Annotated in this window: 1 rRNA gene; it reads right to left on the bottom strand. The window is 56.5% G+C overall.

Features of this window, described 5'->3' with window-relative positions:
- Positions 1–30: 30 nt before the first annotated feature.
- Positions 31–1,222: ribosomal RNA gene (locus tag NGF19_RS30350) — 23S ribosomal RNA — on the bottom strand; the annotation flags it as partial.

Below are 1,222 nucleotides of genomic sequence, written 5' to 3'. Positions count from 1 at the left end.
TCAGAACCAACACAGTGGACGCGAGCAACTGAGGACAAGCCCTCGGCCTATTAGTACCGGTCACCTCCACACGTTACCGTGCTTCCAGATCCGGCCTATCAACCCAGTCGTCTACTGGGAGCCTTACCCCATCAAGTGGGTGGGAGTCCTCATCTCGAAGCAGGCTTCCCGCTTAGATGCTTTCAGCGGTTATCCCTCCCGAACGTAGCCAACCAGCCATGCCCTTGGCAGAACAACTGGCACACCAGAGGTTCGTCCGTCCCGGTCCTCTCGTACTAGGGACAGCCCTTCTCAAGACTCCTACGCGCACAGCGGATAGGGACCGAACTGTCTCACGACGTTCTAAACCCAGCTCGCGTACCGCTTTAATGGGCGAACAGCCCAACCCTTGGGACCGACTCCAGCCCCAGGATGCGACGAGCCGACATCGAGGTGCCAAACCATCCCGTCGATATGGACTCTTGGGGAAGATCAGCCTGTTATCCCCGGGGTACCTTTTATCCGTTGAGCGACGGCGCTTCCACAAGCCACCGCCGGATCACTAGTCCCGACTTTCGTCCCTGCTCGACCCGTCGGTCTCACAGTCAAGCTCCCTTGTGCACTTACACTCAACACCTGATTGCCAACCAGGCTGAGGGAACCTTTGGGCGCCTCCGTTACTCTTTAGGAGGCAACCGCCCCAGTTAAACTACCCATCAGACACTGTCCCTGATCCGGATCACGGACCCAGGTTAGACATCCAGCACGACCAGACTGGTATTTCAACGACGACTCCACTCGAACTGGCGTCCAAGCTTCACAGTCTCCCAGCTATCCTACACAAGCCGAACCGAACACCAATATCAAACTGTAGTAAAGGTCCCGGGGTCTTTCCGTCCTGCTGCGCGAAACGAGCATCTTTACTCGTAGTGCAATTTCACCGGGCCTATGGTTGAGACAGTCGAGAAGTCGTTACGCCATTCGTGCAGGTCGGAACTTACCCGACAAGGAATTTCGCTACCTTAGGATGGTTATAGTTACCACCGCCGTTTACTGGCGCTTAAGTTCTCAGCTTCGCCCCACCGAAATGGAGCTAACCGGTCCCCTTAACGTTCCAGCACCGGGCAGGCGTCAGTCCGTATACATCGCCTTACGGCTTCGCACGGACCTGTGTTTTTAGTAAACAGTCGCTTCTCGCTGGTCTCTGCGGCCACCCCCAGCTCAGGGAGTAAATCCCCTCACC

Source organism: Streptomyces macrolidinus, assembly GCF_023887685.1.
Taxonomy (GTDB): domain Bacteria; phylum Actinomycetota; class Actinomycetes; order Streptomycetales; family Streptomycetaceae; genus Streptomyces; species Streptomyces macrolidinus.
This window is presented reverse-complemented; position numbering and strand designations above follow the sequence as displayed.